The sequence below is a fragment of the Enterococcus pallens ATCC BAA-351 genome, from assembly GCF_000407485.1.
Classification (GTDB): Bacteria; Bacillota; Bacilli; order Lactobacillales; family Enterococcaceae; genus Enterococcus_A; species Enterococcus_A pallens.
Window position 1 is genome coordinate 919,748 of the sequence record NZ_ASWD01000003.1, and the last position, 16,181, is coordinate 935,928.

17 protein-coding genes and 1 other annotated feature are annotated in these 16,181 nt (G+C 39.7%); of the genes, 3 read left to right on the forward strand and 14 right to left on the reverse strand.

What is annotated here, in order from left to right; genetic code table 11:
- Positions 1–16: 16 nt before the first annotated feature.
- The 8 genes from secG to I588_RS17065 all read right to left on the reverse strand — a co-directional run bounded on the left by secG (position 17) and on the right by I588_RS17065 (position 6,346).
- The gene (gene secG / locus I588_RS17030; RefSeq protein ID WP_010760007.1) at positions 17–253 is read right to left on the reverse strand and encodes a preprotein translocase subunit SecG; all 237 of its coding nucleotides are present in this window, start codon (positions 251–253) and stop codon (positions 17–19) included.
- An 84-nt stretch (positions 254–337) separates the two neighbouring features.
- Positions 338–613, reverse strand: a complete 276-nt coding sequence (locus I588_RS17035) for a GNAT family N-acetyltransferase (protein WP_010760008.1) — start codon at positions 611–613, stop codon at positions 338–340.
- A 2-nt stretch (positions 614–615) separates the two neighbouring features.
- On the reverse strand, positions 616–885 hold the full coding sequence (locus I588_RS17040; protein WP_010760009.1) for a (4Fe-4S)-binding protein: 270 nt from the start codon (positions 883–885) through the stop codon (positions 616–618).
- A gap of 64 nt (positions 886–949) precedes the next feature.
- Positions 950–1,276 (reverse strand): hypothetical protein, encoded by a 327-nt coding sequence (locus I588_RS17045; RefSeq protein WP_034694753.1) that lies wholly within the window; start codon positions 1,274–1,276, stop codon positions 950–952.
- Complete coding sequence (locus tag I588_RS17050; RefSeq protein WP_010760011.1) at positions 1,276–1,770, reverse strand: gamma carbonic anhydrase family protein; 495 nt, start codon at positions 1,768–1,770, stop codon at positions 1,276–1,278. Before I588_RS17050 ends, I588_RS17045 begins: the two co-directional genes overlap by 1 nt.
- Positions 1,771–1,787: 17 nt before the next feature.
- Positions 1,788–2,660, reverse strand: coding sequence for a fumarylacetoacetate hydrolase family protein (locus tag I588_RS17055; RefSeq protein WP_010760012.1), 873 nt, complete (start codon positions 2,658–2,660; stop codon positions 1,788–1,790).
- A gap of 198 nt (positions 2,661–2,858) precedes the next feature.
- Positions 2,859–4,619 carry an ABC transporter ATP-binding protein gene (locus tag I588_RS17060; RefSeq protein WP_010760013.1) on the reverse strand — a complete coding sequence of 587 codons (1,761 nt, stop codon included), beginning with the start codon at positions 4,617–4,619 and terminating at the stop codon, positions 2,859–2,861.
- Positions 4,616–6,346 (reverse strand): ABC transporter ATP-binding protein, encoded by a 1,731-nt coding sequence (locus tag I588_RS17065; RefSeq protein WP_010760014.1) that lies wholly within the window; start codon positions 6,344–6,346, stop codon positions 4,616–4,618. The genes I588_RS17060 and I588_RS17065 overlap by 4 nt, the downstream gene beginning before the upstream one ends.
- Positions 6,347–6,704: 358 nt before the next feature.
- On the opposite strand from I588_RS17065, the gene I588_RS17070 reads away from it, so the two are divergent.
- The 3 genes from I588_RS17070 (at position 6,705) to I588_RS17080 (ending at position 9,362) form a co-directional block, all read left to right on the forward strand.
- A complete protein-coding gene (locus I588_RS17070; protein ID WP_010760015.1) occupies positions 6,705–6,917 on the forward strand; it encodes a DNA-directed RNA polymerase subunit epsilon in 213 nt (70 codons plus the stop codon).
- A 1-nt stretch (position 6,918) separates the two neighbouring features.
- Positions 6,919–8,595, forward strand: a complete 1,677-nt coding sequence (rnjA, locus tag I588_RS17075; RefSeq protein WP_010760016.1) for a ribonuclease J1 — start codon at positions 6,919–6,921, stop codon at positions 8,593–8,595.
- 275 nt (positions 8,596–8,870) lie between these two features.
- The gene (locus tag I588_RS17080; protein ID WP_010760017.1) at positions 8,871–9,362 is read left to right on the forward strand and encodes a TetR/AcrR family transcriptional regulator; all 492 of its coding nucleotides are present in this window, start codon (positions 8,871–8,873) and stop codon (positions 9,360–9,362) included.
- 51 nt (positions 9,363–9,413) lie between these two features.
- Here the strand turns inward: I588_RS17080 and I588_RS17085 are convergent, their stop codons facing one another.
- The 6 genes from I588_RS17085 to I588_RS17110 all read right to left on the reverse strand — a co-directional run bounded on the left by I588_RS17085 (position 9,414) and on the right by I588_RS17110 (position 16,154).
- On the reverse strand, positions 9,414–9,614 hold the full coding sequence (locus I588_RS17085) for a cold-shock protein (RefSeq protein ID WP_010760018.1): 201 nt from the start codon (positions 9,612–9,614) through the stop codon (positions 9,414–9,416).
- Between the two features lie 148 nt (positions 9,615–9,762).
- Positions 9,763–10,452 (reverse strand): RadC family protein, encoded by a 690-nt coding sequence (gene radC / locus I588_RS17090; protein WP_010760019.1) that lies wholly within the window; start codon positions 10,450–10,452, stop codon positions 9,763–9,765.
- Between the two features lie 49 nt (positions 10,453–10,501).
- Positions 10,502–11,161, reverse strand: coding sequence for an HAD family hydrolase (locus I588_RS17095; RefSeq protein ID WP_010760020.1), 660 nt, complete (start codon positions 11,159–11,161; stop codon positions 10,502–10,504).
- A complete protein-coding gene (locus I588_RS17100) occupies positions 11,148–12,464 on the reverse strand; it encodes a bifunctional folylpolyglutamate synthase/dihydrofolate synthase (RefSeq protein WP_010760021.1) in 1,317 nt (438 codons plus the stop codon). Before I588_RS17100 ends, I588_RS17095 begins: the two co-directional genes overlap by 14 nt.
- Positions 12,465–12,548: 84 nt before the next feature.
- Positions 12,549–15,188 carry a valine--tRNA ligase gene (locus tag I588_RS17105; protein WP_010760022.1) on the reverse strand — a complete coding sequence of 880 codons (2,640 nt, stop codon included), beginning with the start codon at positions 15,186–15,188 and terminating at the stop codon, positions 12,549–12,551.
- A gap of 67 nt (positions 15,189–15,255) precedes the next feature.
- Positions 15,256–15,467, reverse strand: a binding site (T-box leader).
- Between the two features lie 33 nt (positions 15,468–15,500).
- Complete coding sequence (locus I588_RS17110) at positions 15,501–16,154, reverse strand: redox-sensing transcriptional repressor Rex (RefSeq protein WP_010760023.1); 654 nt, start codon at positions 16,152–16,154, stop codon at positions 15,501–15,503.
- Between the last annotated feature and the right edge of the window lie 27 nt (positions 16,155–16,181).

Genomic DNA, 16,181 nt, shown 5'->3' on the forward strand with positions numbered 1-16,181 from the left:
TGTGAGAGGTTTTTCCTTATTTGCTTGATAAATACATCAAAACGAATAAAAGTATCATCCAAACTGCACCTAAAATGGCTGTCGATCGTTGCATTACTGCTTCGAAACCACGTGCTTTTTGTTTACCGAATAATTGATCGGCTCCTCCAGTGAATGCACTTGCTGCACTATTTTGTTTACTTGGCTGCATCATAATCGTAATGATGATAATGACAGATAATACCAAAATCACACCTAAAATAATATTGTACAAAAAAAGCTCCTCCTTTATCCCAAACTATCTCAGAATTACTTTAGCACAATTCTGAGCGTTTGACTAGGGGGAGCCGCTTTTTGTTTATTTTCTTAGTACATCACTGTACTCACTTTTTAGTTCAAATTCACGCTTAGCAAATGGACACAGTGGAATAATTTCTTTGTGATCGCGACGGGCAATTTCAACACCCTCACGTACTAAACCTTCTGCCAGTTTTTGACCACGATAGGCTGGATCTACAAATGTATGGTCAATAATCATGATTTCTTCTCCTGCATCAGACCAAGTCATTTCTCCTGCTTCTTGACCTTCATCATTTAATAGCACTAAGCGATTTTTCTCTTCTTTCATTTCCATGTTTAATCTTCCTTTCGAATAAACTTTAATGCACCACTTGGACACGTGTCTACCACGTAGGCAGCATTTTCTGCACTCCCGTTGTCTGGAATAATCCACGGGCGACGCCCAACCTCAAATATATCCGGATTGCCTCGAACACAGTTGCCAATATGTGCGCAAATATCTTTATTATAGTAAATGTCTATCCCTTCACCGCGGTATCTTTTATAGCCTTTAGCCTCCAGCATTTCTGCTGTAACAGCTTCACCGTTAATTTGATTGCCCTTCATAGTCAGCACTCCCCTTTTTTTAGATTATAGCAATTATTTTAAAAAAGATACATCAAAGTGTCTGTCAGGTCATAATCTCCATCAAGGCGGTCATCACTTGGTAGGCTTTGGACTGTTCTTCAAACAAGAGTTTGAAAGTATGTCCACCAATAGTCTCGATGACCAGTTGAAAGTTGCCTGCACAGGAATAGACACTGCAAGGCTTCAACAGACTGGTTGGGTAATAGCGAAAAGGTTTTTTAGCAGTATTTTCTAGTACATACATGCCTTTCTGATGGAAAACTAAAAAGCGTTGTTGATCATCAGGATAGATTAATAGTTCCTGCAGGTCTTCTTCTGAAAAGATCTTTTGCAGTTCCGTATACAATTGGAGAAATCCATCCTCATTCATCATTTTTCACCTGTATAAGAAGAGAATTGGTCTACTGAATAAGCGGCACCCTGTTCCTGATAGTGTAAAGCATTTTGACGATTCTTCTCAATTTCTTTTGACGTTAGCTGACGAATCACTCGCGCAGGTGATCCAAAGGCCAACGAATTAGGAGGTATCACTGTATGCTCAGTAACTAATGACCCGGCCCCAATCAGACTGTTCTCACCAATTTCAGCATAATTTAAGACAGTGCTGCCCATGCCGATTAATGCACCAGAATGAATAGTACACCCATGAATGATGCACGAATGGCCTACTGTTACGTAATCTTCAATTGAGACTGGTGCATCGTGATCCACATGGATGACTGTACCATCTTGAATATTAGTCACCTCACCAATTTTAATTGAATTACTATCTCCTCTAATGACCGATTGAAACCAAACTGTTGAACCTTCACCAATCGTTACATCTCCATAAATGTCAGCACTGTTTGCGATAAATTGTGGCATTTTCCTCTACCTCTTTCTCATACAATTGTATTTCTCAACTGTCCAATACCTTCAATTTCACAAATTATCTCGTCACCAGCATTTAAAAACTTAGGTGGATTGAAGCCCATTCCTACTCCAGCTGGCGTACCGGTCAATAGAATGTCTCCAGCTTCCAATGTCATGCCTTGAGACAGTTCGCTAATCATATAAGGTAAGTCGAAAATTAAATCAGCTGTATTGCTATCTTGACGCAATTCCCCATTAACATAAGTTTTAAGGTTCAGATGAGGCGGCTCATTGACTTCATCTCTCGTGACAATCCAAGGTCCTAGTGCAGCAAAATCATCCAGTCCTTTACCGAACATATACTGCCCATAAGCTTTTTGGATATCTCGAGCTGAAACATCATTACCGACAGTATATCCAAAAATAGCATCGAATACTTCTTCTGGAGCCAGCTTAGAGCAAGTTTTTCCTATAATAACCGCCAATTCTACCTCATAATCTAACTTTTCTGTAATATCTGAATGAGCATCGATTGTCCCATTAGGACCAACCGTTCGGTTTACTCGTTTTGAAAAGTAAACTGGATGCTCTGGCTTTTGATAGTCTCTTCCTGCAAATTTAGCAGACTCTAAGGCGTGCAGTCGATAATTCAAACCAACGCAAAGCATATCATGCTTTGGTTGTGGAATTGGGGCAAGTAATTCTACCTGTTCTAAGGGAATTGGGGTCAATTGTTCGATTTTTTCAGCAATTTCTTTTTTTAACTCAGGATACTTTTCAATTAATTCTTCCATTTTTTCAATGGTAGGATCTAATTCTTTTAGGGCATAAACAGATTGGTTGTTTTGGGAAATTATACCAACCTGTTCTACTCCCTGTTGGCGAAACGTACAAAATTTCATAGTCGATCTCCTATTCTTCTTAAATTAATTTTAGTGTATTCGCTTACGGAATACCTGTCAATTGCTCTTCTTTTAAGATAAACATAAAAGAGCCAAAGTTCAAACGTTTTTTTAAGCTTGAATCATGCCGGATTTCATTCACAAGTAAAGTAAAAAACGGCTTGAAATGTCTATAGACATTTCAAGCCGCTTACTTATCTATTCAGCGTCTTCGGCAAATTGACTATTATACAATTGCTCATAAAAACCGCCTTTTTCTAATAAGCTATCATGTGTTCCATGTTCGATAATCGAGCCATTTTTCATAACTAAAATCAGGTCTGCATCACGAATTGTTGATAAACGGTGAGCGATCACAAAGCTGGTTCTCCCTTGCATCACTCGATCCATAGCTTTTTGAATCAACCCTTCCAGTCGTGTATCAACTGAACTGGTTGCTTCATCCAGAATCAAAATTTTTGGATCAGAAATAACCGCACGAGCAATTGTTAGTAATTGCTTCTGCCCTAATGAGACATTGTCCCCTTCAGAATTAATAGTCATTTCATAGCCGCTTGGCATTGTCCGGATGAAATGATCCACATTTGCTGTTTTGGCTGCATCAACCACTTCATAATCAGTCGCCTCTAAACGTCCAAAGCGGATGTTATCAGCAATCGTGCCTTCATAAAGCCATGCATCCTGCAGCACCATGCCAAAAAGCGAACGGACATCTGAACGGTTCATGTCTTGAGTGTTCACTCCATCGATTAAAATTCGGCCGCTGTCGATATCATAAAAACGCATCAATAAATTGATTAACGTCGTTTTCCCAGCACCTGTAGGACCAACAATTGCCACAGTTTCTCCGGCTTTGACCTCAAAGCTTAAGTCTTCAATCAAAGGTTTTTTCGGATCATAGCTGAACTTCACATGATCAAATACAACGTTCCCGTGGACTGGTTCTGGAAGACGTTCATCTACTTTATTTTCTTTTTCTTCTGCTTCATCCAAAATCTCAAATACTCGTTTTGCTGAAGCCGAAGCACTTTGGATCATTGATGACAACTGAGTAATTTCACCCATTGGTTGGCTGACTTGCCAGATGTATTGAATAAAGGCTTGCAGCTGACCTACTAAGATCACGCCGGCGATAACATTCCAGCTACCTAAAACAGCGATAACAATATAAGTTGCATAAGCGGTTAATTGAACCAGCGGCTGCATCAAGCTTGAAACAAAAGCTGCACGGAACCCATAACGTCGCAGGGTATGATTGACTTTTTTGAAGCCTTCCAAAGTTTCTTCTTCACGACCATACAACTTTAATACACTAAACCCTGTCATATTTTCCTGTACATACCCATTCATATCACCTAAAGCATTTTGCATGGATTGAAAATCCTTTTGAGATATTTGAACAATTTTTCTTGAAATCCACAAGGAAGCAGGAATCATAACCATAGAAATAACTGCCATCATAGGGTTGATATAGAACATCATACTAACAGCAAAAATGATACCCAACACTGCATTAACCAATTTAATAATTGCTTGCTGCATAGCGTTGCTGACCGCATCTACATCATTTGTAATCCGAGAAAGAATATTTCCCTGCTGGTTACGGTCAAAATACGAAACCGGCAACCGATTAATTTTCGTTTCAATATCCTCTCGTAAATCACGCATTGCTGATTGGACAACGTTCGCCATTAACCATCCGCTGCCTAATTGTGCACCACTGTAGATAATCCCCACAATCAAAATTGCAATTAAGCATTTAAAAACATAATCAAAATTAATCGCTTCATTTTGCTGAATATTACGAGTGATTTCAGTTGTTGGTAACCCTGATAGGTAAGGCATCAAGGTGTTCATGACTAAAGTAACTACTGTTAAGATTAGTGTTGCAATAAAGGTTTTTTTGTATGGATTTATATAGTGCATCAAACGTTTTAAGGAAGAGAGGGTCTTTTTCATGCTAATTCCTCCTCTGATAGTTGAGATGCTGCAATATCATAATAAATAGGACAAGTTTCCAGTAATTCACGGTGGGTACCCATCCCGACTACATCCCCTTCATTTAAAACAATAATCTTATCAGCATGCATAATTGTTCCTACACGTTGCGCTACAATCATCACTGTTGATTCTGTCGTCTCTTTTTTCAGACGCGCTCGCAATTTAGCATCGGTTTGATAATCTAATGCTGAAAAGCTGTCATCAAAAATATAAATTTCTGGACGACGTATCACGGCCCGGGCAATAGCTAAACGCTGCTTCTGTCCACCAGAGAAATTGCTGCCGCCTTCTGACAACATTTCGTCATAGCCATTTGGTTTTTGTGAAATGAAATCTGTCGCCTGAGCAATATCCGCTGCCTCTCGCATTTCAGCAGGAGTCGCATCTTCTTTCCCGTAACGCATATTTTCAGCAATCGTACCAGTAAACAGCTGAGCCTTTTGCGGAATGTATCCAATTTTTGAACGCAAATCCTTCAATTTGTATGCCCGTACATCTTCACCATCTACTAATACCTGGCCTTCTGTAACATCGTAAAAACGAGGAATCAGCTGAATCAGTGTTGATTTTCCAGAACCAGTACTGCCGATGAAGGCTACCGTTTCTCCTGGACTGGCAGTGAAACTGACATTGCGAATTACCGGGCTTTCGGAATGACCTGGATAAGCAAAAGTCACATTTTTAAATTCCACATAGCCTTTTTGCTCTGGCATAGTAATTCCTTCAGGATTGTCTTTGATTTCAGGATCACGATCAAACACCTCCTGAATCCGTAAAGCAGAGACATTAGCTCTTGGATACATCATAAATACTGTCGCAAACATCATGAATGAGAATAGGGCATGAAAAATGTACTCAATAAAAGCAATTAGGGTCCCCACTTCCAATTGACCACTATCGATTTGAATCGTTCCATTCCAAATAATCAATACCATCACTATATTAAATAGGAAGAAAAATCCCGGCTGAGCAACTGCCATCAAATGAAACAAACTTTTGGAGCTGTTCGCGTAAGCATTATTTACCTTACGAAAACGCATTTCTTCGAATTTTTCATTTACAAAAGCACGGATGACTCGCAGCCCAGAAAGATTTTCCCGTAAAATACTATTAATGTTATCCAAATTCTTTTGCTGTTTACTAGACAAAGGTTCTGAGTATTTGGCAATTAAGATAACTGCTAGCAATAACACCGGAAGTGACCCTAATACATAAATTCCTAAACTAGGACTTGTCCGAATGATCAAGTACAAGCTCATACCAAACATCATCGGTGTCATAAACCCAGCTGTTAGAATATTTTGCATGAAGAGCATGATTTGGTAGGCATCATTAGTAGTTCGGGTAATTAATGAAGAAACCCCAATACTTTCATACTCAGTATGAGAAAATGTTTGAACCTTTTCGTATAGGTCGTCTCGAATGGCCGCTACCATCCGCGAAGTAATTTGCGAGCTAAAATAGCGTAGCGATATGCTCATAGCTATTCCAATCACTGTAATTACAACCATCAGTACGCCCATTCTTTTAACATAATCAAAATCCTGATTGCTTATTCCTTGATCGATCATCATTGCTAAAATTGTAGGCAATCCTAATTCAATTAAAATAAAACCAAAAACACTAATAAAATCAAAGAATAAAAGCTTTTTATAGCGTAACGTATACCGCCACATTAAACTCATTTCATCTCGCCTCTTTCTATACCGTAATGTCTCCAATATAGCACAAATTAAAATGCTTTGCCTGCACTTCTCATCAATTTCTTTGCGCTTTTTCTTTGGTTTTCTGAAATTTTTCAGCTACAGTGGTTTTTCCCCTCCTAGTTTCTATACTTCTTACCTATTCTATGATAAACTACATATAATTGTTGTACTCACAACACAACGTACGGTGAAAATACTTATAAGCCCAGGAAGCAAAGTCGAGGCTTCCTCTCGTAATATTAGATTGGCTAATGTTCGAGCATAAATTTTCAGGTGGCTCAGCCCCCTCATTTTGTTGTGGAAAAATCCTGCGTAAGCAGATAAAGGAGATTATGTAATGATTTATAAAGTTTATTACCAAGAAAGCAAAGAACGCAACCCAAAACGTGAACAAACTCTTTCTCTTTATGTAGAAGCAAAGAACGAAGAAGCTGTTCATAACTTGATGCGTGACAACACCCCATATAACGTAGAATACATTCAAGCTTTGGACGGCAACCATTTAGACTATGAAAAAGCAAATGCCGACTTTAAGCTAACGGAGTTTTAATATGAAACTCTCGCTGAAAAACAACGAAACTGGCGTTTTTGCCATTGGCGGACTAGGCGAGATCGGGAAAAATATGTATGGGGTTCAATTTCAAGATGAGATTATCATTATCGACGCTGGGATCAAATTCCCAGAAGACGATCTTTTAGGAATTGATTACGTGATTCCCGATTATAGTTATGTCATTCAAAACATCAATAAGGTCAAAGCGGTTGTCATTACTCACGGTCACGAAGACCATATCGGCGGAGTACCTTATTTATTGAAACAAGCCAACATACCTGTTTATGCAGGGGCTTTAGCGCTTGCTTTAATCAAAAACAAATTAGATGAACATGGTTTGCTGCGGGATGCTGAGCTGCATGAAATTGATGAGGATACAGTTATTCGTTTCCGTAAAACATCAGTCAGCTTCTTCCGTACTACTCATAGTATTCCTGATCCTTTAGGTGTAGTGGTTAAAACACCTTCTGGTAACATTGTAGAAACTGGCGATTTTAAGTTTGACTTCACACCTGTAGGTCAACCTGCCGATTTGCACAAAATGGCAAAATTGGGTGAAGAAGGCGTACTTTGCTTATTATCAGACAGTACAAACGCCGAAGTTCCTACTTTTACTAAATCTGAGAAAACAATTGGTATGTCAATCCTGCGAATTGTTGAAAAAGTAGAAGGCCGCATTATTTTTGCTACCTTTGCTTCTAATATTTCTCGACTGCAGCAAGCAGCTGAGGCTGCTGTAGCTACTGGTCGTAAAATTGCTGTTTTTGGCCGTAGTATGGAAAATGCTATCAACAACGGTCGAAACTTAGGTTACATTACAGTACCTGATGAAACTTTTGTCGACGCTCATGAAATTAATCGGATTCCGGCTAATGAGCTGATGATCCTGTGTACAGGTTCTCAAGGTGAACCAATGGCTGCGTTATCCCGCATTGCTAATGGTACCCATCGTCAGATTCAAATTCAACCAGATGATACTGTAATTTTTTCTAGCTCACCAATTCCTGGTAATACAACCAGTGTCAACCATTTAATTAACTTGTTATCTGAAGCCGGTGCAAATGTTATTCACGGTAAGGTTAATAATATTCATACTTCCGGACATGGTAGCCAACAGGAACAAAAGCTGATGCTGCGCTTAATGAAACCAAAATATTTTGTCCCTATTCACGGAGAATTTCGCATGCTGAAAATTCATGCTGGGTTAGCTCAGGATACGGGAGTTCCTGAAGAAAATTGCTTCATTATGGAAAATGGTGACATGTTAGCATTAACTGCTGATAGCGCACGTCCTGCTGGTCACTTTAATGCTCACGATGTTTACGTAGACGGAAGCGGCATTGGTGATATTGGAAATGTTGTATTACGGGATCGCCGTATTCTTTCAGAAGAAGGCTTGGTTCTGGCAGTGGCAACTATCGATATCGCTAAAAAAGAAGTCTTAGCTGGTCCTGACATCTTATCACGAGGATTTGTCTATATGCGGGAATCCGGTGATATGATTAACGAAGGCCAACGAATTCTGTTCCATGCTTTGCGAGAAGCTTTAAATGATAAGGCTTGTAACGAATCCAAGCTAAAGGACGCAATGGTGTCTGCTTTACAGCCTTTCTTGTTTGATCAAACGGAACGTCACCCAATGATCATTCCTATGATTATGACGCCTGATCAATAAATTTTTTGCACTTGCTCTTAAAAGAGCAGGTGTTTTTTTTTGAGCATTTTGTTCTCTGAGTATATTTCTTTCAAAAAGATAAAAACTTTGGTAAATTAGTATAAAAGCTTGGTTCTATTGAATTTATTACTTTTTTTTGAATATTTTCTTTAGAAATCCTTGTTGACAAATGCCTGATTAATTTGCACAATAGGGAATAGAAAAAATAAGTATTTTGTTACTAATGTTATTTTAACAGATATAGAAGTTTAAATCGAATCTAGGGGAAGATAATTATGGTGAGAACACCAAAAATAAAACGAGAGCAAATTATTGAGGAAAGCTACAACTTAATCCTTGAAGAAGGGTTTAGGAAATTCCGTGCTGCAAATATTGCTAAGCGAATGCAATGTTCACCACAGCCTATTTATCGTGAGTTTAACAGTATTTCAAACTTGAGGACCTTCATTGTGAAACGAACCTTGATGAAATACCAAGATTTTCTTGAAGACCAAAATCCTCGCAACATCACTCAGTTGACCGGCTCCATTATCAATTATGCCACCGATTATCCTGAAGAATTTCATCGCTTTTTCCTACAAGACACTACTACCCTTCAATTGGCAAAAGAGATTACACTAAAAGTTTTTAATCGACTTAATCAGCCTCACTCTGAGCACCTCTACAATGTCTATTGGCAATATTGTCTTGGAAAGGCCGTGTTGGCTATTGCCATTCCTGAAACCCATCAAGCAATTGATGATTTTCAAGCCTTACTAAAGGAATAATCAGCCAAAAAAAGACCTAGACAGTTTGTCTAGGTCTTTTCGGATTCAGAATTATTGTTTAACTACATTTGTTGCTTGAGGTCCGCGGTCGCTTTCTTCAACGTCGAAAGTTACTGCTTGGCCTTCTTCAAGTGTTTTGAAACCATCTCCTTGGATAGCTGAGAAATGTACGAATACATCGCTGCCATCTTCGCGAGTGATGAAGCCAAATCCTTTTTCTGCGTTAAACCATTTTACTGTTCCGTTTTCCATGAATCTTTTCCTCCTCGTGCGAAAAGCACTAATGAATTGTAACATTGCTCGTACGATAGAGGTGACACTATAGTTTCAACTCCAACAAACAAAATTACATAAATAGTTTACCACTTGTCTTACAAAATATGCAAGGGTTCCCATTTGACTACTCCCAGTAATTTTCTTCTCGTAAACTGATGTATTCATTTTCACCGACAATAATGTGGTCTAACACTTCAATTCCCATCATTTCTCCGCACTTTCTCACTCGGGCTGTAAAGTCTAAATCATTACGGGAAGGGTGAGGATTACCGCTGGGATGATTATGTGCTAAAGCAATTCTTGCGGCACTGACCCGAACTGCTTCACGAAAAATTTCCCTTGGATGAGCGATGGATTGGTTTAAAGAGCCTACAAAAATTGTTTTCTGTTGAATGATCTCATTTTTCGTATTTAGGAACATTGCAATTAAGTGTTCCTGCTGTAATCCCTTCAGCTCTTCGACTAAATGATTGCCCAAAGCAAAGCTAGAGCTTACTCGACCTAACTTTGGTTGAGTCGCTCGATGAATGCGCGCACCAAATTCAATTACTGCTTTTAATTCAATAGCTTTAGTTTTGCCAATTCCTTTAAAAGCCATTAATTCCTCAATCGTTAATTGCTTAAGATCATATAAATTAGGAACCTCCTTCAAAATCAAACCTGCTAAATCCATCACATGCTGCGAACGTGAACCATTTCGCAGAATAATTGCCAGCAATTCCTGATCGGTCAGATGCTTTTCTCCTTCCTTCAATAAGCGCTCTCGCGGCCATGAGCTGGCCGGTAATTCTTTTAACAGTAACGATTTTTCCATACAAAAACTCCTTTACGTCTTTTCTATAAGATACGTAAAGGAGTCAAATTTAGTTTTGAATATAATCAATTACTTCATGCAAACTTGGCAAAACGGCTGCTGTTTGCTGGGCTAATCCTTCGGCAGGCTGTATCATATCAGGTACCATGATCACTGGAATTCCTGCTCCAATTGCTGCTTGTACACCATGTTGAGCATCTTCTAGTACTAAAGTTTGCTCTGCTGAAGTACCTAAATGCGCCCGAGCGATATTAAAAATTTCTGGATTAGGCTTAGCCAGTTTTACATCTTCCGCTGAAACAATCGCTTGGAACTTATCTCGGATGCCCGCGTGCTCCAGTAAAATTTCGATCACAGGACGTACATTACTGGAGGCTACTACTCTTGGAATCTCGTGTTCTTCTAAAAATTGCAGCAGCTCTCGTACACCCGGTTTTAAGTCTACTTCACCAGAATGGAAAATCCGATGCGCCTCCCCCCAACTATCATCAATAAACTTTTGCACAGTATCCTTGCCATGCTCAGCAAAACGCTGATGTAAACTTTCCCAAGCTTCTTCATCAGCAATTCCGATGTATTCCCGATACAACGCCTTGTCAAAAGGAATGTTGTACTGGTCTGCGGCCTGCTGCTGTGCTTGATAATAGATAGCCTCCGTATCAAAAATCAAGCCATCCATGTCGAAAATAACTCCCTTAATTTCTTTCATCGCTTCCTCCCACATTTAATAATAATTGACGTACTTCAGAAACGAAGTACAAAGAACCCGTGACTAACAATAAATCTTCTGCATCCATTGATTCCAATATTTCTGCTAAACCAAATTGCCATAAGGATACAACAGAAAACTGCTCTGTTTCCTGATCATCATAACGGCTGAGGTTTAAGGACTTGGGATAATCAAAGGTGGTAATATAAAGATGTCCGTGAGGAATTTTGCGCAAATCCTTTAACATACTGTCCACATCTTTCGTCTCTAAAGCAGAGAATAGAATATGGATATTGTACTGCCCAAATTCCTTCTTCATGTTATCAACCAAACGTTTAACGGCATGGTCATTGTGCGCTCCGTCCAAAATTACCAACGGTTCATCGCTGATTTTTTCCATTCGCGCCGGCCATTGAGCAGCTAATAATCCGCTGCGTACTGCTTTTTCTTCGAAAGGCAACTGCTTTTGTTGGCAGTACAATTGATAAAGCATGATGGCTATTCCGGCATTTTCAATTTGATGACGGCCCAGTAAGCTAATTTTTAATTTACTCAGACGGCCTGATTCCGAAGTAAAATCGAATCGTTCACCCCAATTGCCATCTGGCTGCAAATACTTTACCTGATAATCTTTGTCGTATTGATAAATCGCCGCTTGCTCTGCTTTGGCCTTCTCTTTAATTACCGTTAAAGCTTCTATTGGAATATTTCCAGTGACTACGGGGACATTCTCTTTGATAATCCCAGCTTTCTGATGAGCAATTTCTGGTAGGGTTTCTCCCAGTATATCCGTATGATCATAACCGATAGTGGTAATTGCTGTTAATACCGGCTCCACAACGTTAGTTGAATCTAATAACCCGCCTAAACCGACCTCAACAATGGCTACATCGACCTGACGCTCCAGAAAATAATCTAAAGCTAATGCCGTTAACACTTCAAATTCAGTAATCCCGCTAATGTCCGGTTGTTCATCTAGCTCATCTACTAAAGGCTGGTAACGCTCCACCCAAGCAATCAGCTCAGCATCAGCGATTGGCTCTCCGTTAATCGCAATTCGTTCATTAAATTCTTCAATATAGGGAGAAGTAAAGCTGCCTACCGTCAAACCTGCAGCTGCCAGCATACTTCTCGAGTAAGCAACTGTTGAACCTTTGCCATTGGTTCCTGCTATATGAATTACAGGAACCTGTTTTTCAGGATTCCCAGCTTTATCTAGTAATGCTTGGACCCGTTCCAATCCTGGACGTGAACCAAATTTCTTGCGACTGTGAATCCAGTCGATTGTCTCCTCAATTGTCACTGCTAATCACCTCGATTCTAGTATAACAGAGTTTTACCTTGGTTAAAGAAAAATGACTAGCCATTTTTGACTAGTCATTTTATCCTATTGAATGGTTCGTAAGCTTTCAATTCGTTCGTTAACTGCTGCTTGTTTCTCTAAATAATCTTTCTCTTTGGCACGTTCTTCTTCAACAACTTTTTCTGGTGCATTGGCAACGAAACGCTCATTGGCAAGTTTGCCTTGAACTCGTTTTACTTCACTGGTCCATTTAGCTAGTTCTTTTTCTAATCGTTGAATTTCTTCTTCGATGTTGATCAAGCCAGCTAATGGCAGATAAATTTCAGCCCCGGTTAACACCGCAGACATCGCCAAATCTGGTGCTGTGATTTCACTGTCAATCACCAGCTCCTCTGGATTGCAGAAGCGTTCAATATAGCTGGTATTTTCCAACAAGAAAGCATTAACTGCTGGATCGTTAGTTTTGATCAATAAAGTGATCGGTTTAGACAACGGGGTGTTTACTTCGGCTCTAATATTGCGAACAGAGCGAATTAATTCTTTCAATACTTCCATGCCTTTGGCTGCATTTTCATCGTTGTAAGCCGTCTGAACGGTTGGATAGGCTGCAACTACCAATGAAGTTCCTTCATGAGGCAGTTTTTCCCAAATCGTTTCTGTTACAAATGGCATAATTGGATGCAATAGGCGCAGCGTTTGATCCAATACATGAATCAAAATACTCTTAGTAGTCTTCTTAGCCGTTTCATCTTCACCATACAAGATTTCTTTACTCATCTCAATATACCAGTCGCAGAAGTCATCCCACATAAAATTGTACAGCTGCCGACCTGCTTCACCAAATTCAAATTGGTCAAATAGCTTAGTTACTTTTTCAATCGTTTCGTTTAGACGGGTTAAAATCCAACGATCAGCTACTGTTTTTTCGCCTGATAAATCAATATCATCGACAGTAACTCCTTCAATATTCATAATAACAAAACGAGAAGCATTCCAAATTTTATTAATGAAGTTCCACGCTGCATCCATTTTTTCATAACTGAAGCGTACATCTTGCCCCGGTGCAGAACCAGTTGATAGGAACCAGCGCAATGCATCCGCTCCATACTGATCAATCACATCCATCGGGTCAATTCCGTTACCTAATGATTTACTCATCTTACGGCCTTGTTCATCACGGATCAAACCATGAATCAAAACATTTTCAAAAGGTCGTTCATCAGTAAACTCCAAGCTTTGGAAAATCATCCGGCTTACCCAGAAGAAAATGATGTCATATCCAGTGACCAACGTATTGGTCGGGAAATAGCGTTTGAAATCAGCACTGTCTGTATCCGGCCAGCCCATGGTTGAGAAGGGCCATAATGCTGAGCTAAACCACGTATCCAATACATCTGGATCTTGTTCCCAGTTGTCAGTATCAGCTGGTGCCTCCATCCCTACATACATCTCACCTGTTTGCTTATTGTACCAAGCTGGAATACGATGCCCCCACCATAATTGACGAGAGATTACCCAATCATGAACATTATCCATCCAGCTTAGGAAAGTCTGGTTAAAACGTGGCGGGAAGAAATTCACAGCATCATCGGTCTCCTGATTCTGTATTGCTTGATCCGCTAAAGGTTTCATTTTAACAAACCATTGAGTAGATAAACGTGGTTCAACTACCACACCGGTCCGTTCAGAATGACCCACACTGTGAACCATTTTTTCAATTTTAATTAAACGTCCGATCTCTTTTAAATCACTGACAATTGCTTTACGAGCTGCAAAACGATCCATACCTGCATACTTGCCAGCTAGATCATTCATGCTGCCGTCTTCATTCATAACATTTACTCGTGGCAAGTTATGACGATTGCCTACTTCAAAGTCATTAGGGTCATGGGCAGGAGTAATTTTTACTACACCTGTTCCAAACTCCCGGTCTACATACTCATCGGCGATAACCGGAATTTCTTTATCCATCAAAGGCAAAATAACGGTTTTCCCAATAAAATCTTGGTAACGTTCGTCTTCTGGGTGAACTGCCACAGCGGTATCTCCCAACATCGTCTCAGGACGTGTGGTTGCTAATTCCAGCGTGCCACTGCCATCAGCCAATGGATAAGACAAATGATAGAAGGCTCCTTCAACATCTTTATGGATAACTTCAATATCAGATAAGGCTGTTTTCGCTTGCGGGTCCCAGTTAATGATATACTCTCCACGATAAATCAAATCTTTTTCATATAATGAGACAAATACTTTGCGAACAGCATCTGATAAGCCATCATCTAAAGTAAAACGTTCCCGTTTATAGTCCAAGGATAATCCTAATTTGCTCCATTGCTCGCGAATATGTCCAGCATATTCCTCTTTCCATTCCCAAACTTGATCCACAAATTTCTCACGGCCCAAGTCGTAACGAGAAATGCCTTGTTCCCGAAGCTTTTCTTCAACTTTAGCTTGTGTAGCGATTCCAGCATGGTCCATCCCCGGCAGCCATAATGTATCATACCCCTGCATCCGTTTTTGACGGATGATCATATCTTGTAGGGTTGTATCCCAGGCATGACCTAAGTGCAGCTTTCCAGTTACATTGGGTGGCGGAATAACAATGGAATAAGGCTTGGCAGATTGATCTTCCGATGGTTTAAATAAATCTTCATCCAGCCATTTTTGATAGCGACCTGCTTCAATTTCTTGCGGATTAAACTTTGTTGCTAAATTTTCAGACATTTGGTTCCCTCCTTAGTGGTATGTATGCAAGCAGTAAAACGAAAAAAAGTCCTAAAACACGAATGTGTTTTAGGACGTAATCTACGCGGTACCACCTAAATTGCAGAATTTTTTCTGCCGCTCAAACATGAGATAACGATCATGACTCGTGCCCTTCTACTTTCTTCAAAGAACATTACTCCCAAGCTACCTTCCGATCTTTACTGTAAGAATGTTCCACCAATCATTCTCTCTCTGATACAGGAAAAAAATCGTACTCCTCTTGATCTTCGTATGAGTCATTGTACAATGAAGCAGCCTAGTTGTAAAGCCCTATCCTCGCTGTGATTGGGCTAACTCATCAAAGTAAATTAAGGTTTGCAGTTCCGTTGTTAAATCAATGTAATGAACAGTTACTCCTTCAGGTACCTTGATTGGGTCTGGCGCAAAGCTTAAAATTGCTGTAACTCCGTTGTTCACAATTTTTTCTACAGCAGCTTGAGACTGATGACTAGGTACCGTTGAAATTGCTACCGTAACCTTCTCTTTTTTCAAAACATCATCTAACCGATCCATTGAGTAAACTTCAACACCATTGAAAATCAAGCCGATTTTCTCGGGATCGTTATCAAATGCACAAACAATGTTTAAATTATCGTTGCGCCGAAAATTATTGTTCACCAGAGCTTGACCCAAGTTTCCACAACCAATTAACGCAATTCGTTTTTCCTCTATCGTATCTAAAATACTGCTGAAAACACTAATTAAATAATTGACATCATAGCCATATCCACTGCGACCTAATTCTCCCAGCTGTGAGAAATCTCGGCGGATCGTTGCGGAGCCTACATGGGTCAATTGGCTAAATTCAGAAGATTTGATTCGTTGTACGCCTTCTTTTTGTAGTTCCTTTAAGCAACGTAAATATAAAGACAAACGCTTCGTCGTCGCCTTTGACAGATTGGGTTTTTCAATTAAATGATCCATAGAAGGTCTCCTTTGTTAATTTTTTCA

Coding starts and splice junctions, on each gene's coding strand:
- I588_RS17045 (WP_034694753.1), bottom strand. CDS start 1,276: ATGAATGAGGATGGATTTCTCCAATTGTATACGGAACTGCAAAAGATC.
- I588_RS17040 (WP_010760009.1), bottom strand. CDS start 885: ATGAAGGGCAATCAAATTAACGGTGAAGCTGTTACAGCAGAAATGCTG.
- I588_RS17070 (WP_010760015.1), top strand. CDS start 6,705: ATGATTTATAAAGTTTATTACCAAGAAAGCAAAGAACGCAACCCAAAA.
- I588_RS17065 (WP_010760014.1), bottom strand. CDS start 6,346: ATGAGTTTAATGTGGCGGTATACGTTACGCTATAAAAAGCTTTTATTC.
- I588_RS17035 (WP_010760008.1), bottom strand. CDS start 613: ATGGAAATGAAAGAAGAGAAAAATCGCTTAGTGCTATTAAATGATGAA.
- I588_RS17085 (WP_010760018.1), bottom strand. CDS start 9,614: ATGGAAAACGGAACAGTAAAATGGTTTAACGCAGAAAAAGGATTTGGC.
- I588_RS17105 (WP_010760022.1), bottom strand. CDS start 15,188: ATGTCTGAAAATTTAGCAACAAAGTTTAATCCGCAAGAAATTGAAGCA.
- rnjA (WP_010760016.1), top strand. CDS start 6,919: ATGAAACTCTCGCTGAAAAACAACGAAACTGGCGTTTTTGCCATTGGC.
- I588_RS17050 (WP_010760011.1), bottom strand. CDS start 1,770: ATGCCACAATTTATCGCAAACAGTGCTGACATTTATGGAGATGTAACG.
- radC (WP_010760019.1), bottom strand. CDS start 10,452: ATGGAAAAATCGTTACTGTTAAAAGAATTACCGGCCAGCTCATGGCCG.
- I588_RS17080 (WP_010760017.1), top strand. CDS start 8,871: ATGGTGAGAACACCAAAAATAAAACGAGAGCAAATTATTGAGGAAAGC.
- I588_RS17055 (WP_010760012.1), bottom strand. CDS start 2,660: ATGAAATTTTGTACGTTTCGCCAACAGGGAGTAGAACAGGTTGGTATA.
- I588_RS17095 (WP_010760020.1), bottom strand. CDS start 11,161: ATGAAAGAAATTAAGGGAGTTATTTTCGACATGGATGGCTTGATTTTT.
- I588_RS17060 (WP_010760013.1), bottom strand. CDS start 4,619: ATGAAAAAGACCCTCTCTTCCTTAAAACGTTTGATGCACTATATAAAT.
- I588_RS17110 (WP_010760023.1), bottom strand. CDS start 16,154: ATGGATCATTTAATTGAAAAACCCAATCTGTCAAAGGCGACGACGAAG.